The sequence below is a fragment of the Motilibacter deserti genome (genome assembly GCF_011250635.1).
Taxonomy (GTDB): Bacteria; Actinomycetota; Actinomycetes; order Motilibacterales; family Motilibacteraceae; genus Motilibacter_A; species Motilibacter_A deserti.
Genome location: NZ_JAANNP010000136.1, coordinates 1 through 4017, shown reverse-complemented (window position 1 = coordinate 4017; position 4017 = coordinate 1). Strand labels below are relative to the sequence as shown.

3 protein-coding genes are annotated in these 4017 nt (G+C 74.8%); 2 read left to right on the top strand and 1 reads right to left on the bottom strand.

Going from position 1 to position 4017, the window contains the following annotated elements; genetic code table 11:
- Positions 1-457: SDR family NAD(P)-dependent oxidoreductase (locus G9H71_RS21350; RefSeq protein WP_166284788.1), on the bottom strand; the 457-nt coding region annotated here is incomplete at its 3' end.
- An 80-nt stretch (positions 458-537) separates the two neighbouring features.
- Here G9H71_RS21350 and G9H71_RS21345 point away from each other — a divergent pair.
- Together G9H71_RS21345 and G9H71_RS21340 are read left to right on the top strand one after the other, a co-directional pair.
- Complete coding sequence (locus G9H71_RS21345; protein ID WP_166284787.1) at positions 538-2130, top strand: phytoene desaturase family protein; 1593 nt, start codon at positions 538-540, stop codon at positions 2128-2130.
- 81 nt (positions 2131-2211) lie between these two features.
- On the top strand, positions 2212-4017 hold a 1806-nt coding region (locus tag G9H71_RS21340; RefSeq protein ID WP_166284786.1), incomplete at its 3' end, for a putative bifunctional diguanylate cyclase/phosphodiesterase.

Genomic DNA, 4017 nt, shown 5'->3' with positions numbered 1-4017 from the left:
CGCGGTAGGCCAGCGACGAGCCGACCTGCACGATGCGGCCGGAGCCGCGCGGCTTCATCCGGCGCAGGGCGGCCCGGGTGCCGTACGCGGTGCCGAGGTAGGTGACGTCGGTGACGCGGGTGAACTCCTCGTCGGTCATCGACTCGAACTTCCCGAACACCGTGGCCATCGCGTTGTTGACCCAGACGTCGATGGGGCCGAGCTCGTCCTCGACCTGCTGCGCGGCCGCCTCGACCGCCTCCGCGTCGGCCACGTCGCAACGCACGGCCAGCGCGCGTACGCCGCGGCCGCGCAGCTCCTGCTCCGTCGCTCGCAGCCCGTCCTCCCCGCGTGCCAGCACCGCCACGTCGTAGCCGGCGTCGGCGAAAGCGCGCGCCGTCGCCCGGCCCACGCCACCCGTGCCACCGGTCACGACGGCCACCCGGCCGCGACCGCGGCCTCCTGCTCCCTCTGCCATGCTCCGGGGCGTACCCCTGGCTCCCGCCGGGCAAGCCACCCAGACCGGTGCGGGGCCGGAAGGCTCAGGAGGGACGAGGAATGCCGGAGACCGTCGACGCCATCGTCATCGGGGCGGGGCACAACGGCCTCGTGGCCGCGAACACGCTGGCCGACGCCGGCTGGGACGTCCTCGTGCTCGAGGCGCAGCCGACACCGGGCGGGGCAGTGCGCAGCGGCGAGGTGGCGGCCGAGGGCTTCACCACCGACCTGTTCAGCTCGTTCTACCCGCTGACCGCGGCGTCGCCGATCATCAAGTCGATGGCCCTGGAGGACTACGGCCTCGCCTGGCGCCACGCGCCCCACGTGCTCGCCCACCCGCTGCGCGACGGCCGGGCCGCAGTGCTCTCGCGCGACCTCGACGAGACGGCCGACTCGCTGGACGCCTTCGCACCCGGCGACGGAGACGCGTGGCGGCGGCTCTTCGAGCAGTGGCTGGAGATCAAGGAGCCGCTGCTCAAGGCGCTGTTCACGCCGTTCCCGCCGGTGAAGGGCGGCCTCGGGATCGTCCGCTCGCTGGGCCTGCCGGAGACGCTGCGGTTCGCGCGCTTCGCCGTGACGCCTGTTCGTCGCTACGCCGAAGAACGCTTCAGCGGTGAGGGCGGGGGGCTGCTGCTGGCGGGGAACGCGCTGCACAGCGACCTCTTCCCCGAGGGCCCGGCGAGCGCGTTGTTCGGCTGGCTGCTCTGCATGCTGGGCCAGGACGTGGGCTTCCCGGTGCCCGAGGGCGGGTCCGGCCGGCTCATCGACGCGATGGTCGAGCGGCTGAACGCGCGGGCCGGCCAGTTGCGCGTGTCCAACCGGGTCGACTCGGTCCTGCTGCGCGGCGGCCGTGCCGTCGGCGTACGCACCGCCGACGGGCGCGAGGTGCTCGCCCGCCGTGCGGTCCTGGCCGACGTGGCTGCGCCGATCCTCTACGACCGGCTGGTGGGCCGGGAGAACCTGCCGCCGCGGATGCGCGAGGACCTCGACCGCTTCGAGTGGGACGACGCCACGCTCAAGGTCAACTGGGCGCTGTCGGGGCCGGTGCCGTGGAAGGCGAAGGGCTGCGCCGGCGCAGGGACCGTGCACGTCGGCGTGGACCTGGACCAGCTGACCGACTACGCCGCCGACCTCAAGACCGGGCGCGTGCCGACGCGCCCGTTCATCCTGTTCGGGCAGACCACCACGGCCGACCCCACCCGGTCGCCGGCCGGGACCGAGTCGGCCTGGGCGTACACCCATCTCTCGCGGCGCGGCCCGCTCGACTCCGCGACGGTCGACGCGCACGTCGCCCGGATGGAGGTGACGCTCGAGGAGTACGCCCCCGGCTTCCGCGACCTCGTCATCGGGCGCCACGTGCAGCGCCCGTCCGACCTGGAGAGCTCGGACGCGAGCCTGGACGCGGGCGCGATCAACGGTGGGACCTCGGGCCTGCACCAGATGCTGTTCTTCCGCCCGACGCCCGGGCTCGGCCGGCCCGAGACGGTGATCTCCGGGCTCTACCTGGCCTCGAGCTCCGCCCACCCCTCCGGTGGCGTCCACGGCGCGCCAGGCTGGAACGCGGCCCGGGCGGCTCTCTCGGCCTCGCGCGGGACCGGGCGCCTCGCCTCCCGCGGCGTCGTGGCGGCCACGCGCTACCTCGCACGGGGCTGAGGCCCGGCGTGCCGCTGGCGTGAGCGCGGGCAGCGCGGGGGACAGGCAACCCGCGGTGCGGTGACGGGGACGGGGGGACGGATGCACGACGACGGGGACGGCCCGTGGGCGGACTCGTTCGAGTTGGCGGCCGAAGCGGTGCTGGGCGCCGTCAGCGACGCGGTCCTCGCCGTCGGACGTGACTGGCGCATCCGCTACGCCAACGCCCAGGCCGGCAGCATGTTCGGCGGCACGCCCGCGGACCTGCTCGGCTCCGACGTCTGGTCGGTGTTCCCCGAGGGCCGCGACAGCCCACTGGGGGTGGCGTGCGAGCAGGCCCTGCGCGACCAGGCGCCGGTGCAGCTGGAGTGCTACGTCCCCGGCTGGGACCGCTGGCTCGAGAAGCGGATCCACCCGCTGCCGTCCGGGCTCGTGGTGTTCGCCCACGAGATCACCGACCGGCGCAAGGCGGAGGAGCGCCTGGCGGAGGAGAGCGCCGCCCTGGCCGAGGCGCTCGCGGTGCTCGACACGTTCATCCACTCCGCGCCCATCGGGATCGCCTTCCTCGACAGGGACCTCAGCTACAGCCGCGTCAACGCCGTCCTCGCCGAGCTCAACGGGCTGCCGGCGGCCGAGCACCTCGGGCGTCGCGTCGACGAGGTGCCTGCGGTGCGCACCGGCGTCACCGCCGAGAGCGCCGGCCAGGTGCTCCGGAGCGGGCTGCCGCTGCTCGACGTGGAGGTGCACGGGCCCGGCGCGGACGACGAGGAGCGGGAGTGGCTGTCGAGCTACTACCCGGTGCGGGCGCCGGACGGGCGCGTGACGGGGGTGGGGGTCATCGTCCGGGAGGTGACCGAGCAGCGCCACTTCGAGCGGCTCCTGCTGCACCAGGCCACCCGTGACGCCCTGACCGGGCTGCCCAACCGGGCGCTCTTCATGGACCGGCTGACCCACGCGCTGTCGCGCCGGCGCTCCCGCCACCTGGCCGTCCTCTTCGTCGACCTGGACCGCTTCAAGGTCGTCAACGACTCCCTCGGCCACGCAGTGGGGGACAGGCTGCTCCAGGCGGTCGCCGACGCCCTCGCCGGCGCGCTGCGCGCCGAGGACACCGTCGCCCGGCTCGGGGGCGACGAGTTCGGGGTGCTCTGCGAGGAGGTCGACGGCCCGCTGGACGCGCTGCGCCTCGGAGAGCGGCTGCTGCGCTCGCTCGAGGGCACCGTCGTCGAGGACCCGCCGCTGCACGTCGACTGCTCGATCGGGATAGCCCTCGCCGAGCCCGCGGGTGGCGACGCGGACGCCCTGCTGCGCGACGCCGACACGGCGATGTACCAGGCCAAGGCCGACGGCCGGGGCGGCATCCGGGTCTTCGACGCCCGGCTGCGCCGTCGCGCACTGAGCCGGCAGAGCCTGGAGCGCCGGCTGCGCGACGCGCTCGCCACCGGTGCGCTCGACGTCCACTACCAACCGGTGGTGGACCTGCGCAGCAGGCGGACGGTGGCCGTCGAGGCGCTGGTGCGCTGGGCCGACGGCGAGCGCGGCGACGTCTCGCCCGCGGAGTTCATCCCGGTCGCCGAGGACTCCGGGCTGATCCACGAGCTCGGCGCCTTCGTCCTCGCCGCGGCCTGTCGCCACGCCCGCGACTGGCGCGCACAGCTGCCGGCGGGATGGGCCCCGGGCGTGGCGGTGAACATCTCGCCCCAGCAGCTGCTGCGCGGCGAGCTCCTCGTGCAGGACGTGGCGGCCGTCATCGGCGAGGCAGGTATCCCGCCCGCCGCGCTCTGCCTCGAGATCACCGAGAGCAGTGTGCTCGCCGAGACCGAGGCGTGCATGGGCGCTGTGCGCGCGCTCGCCGGGCTGGGCGTCGAGCTGGCCGTCGACGACTTCGGCACCGGCTACTCCTCGCTGTCC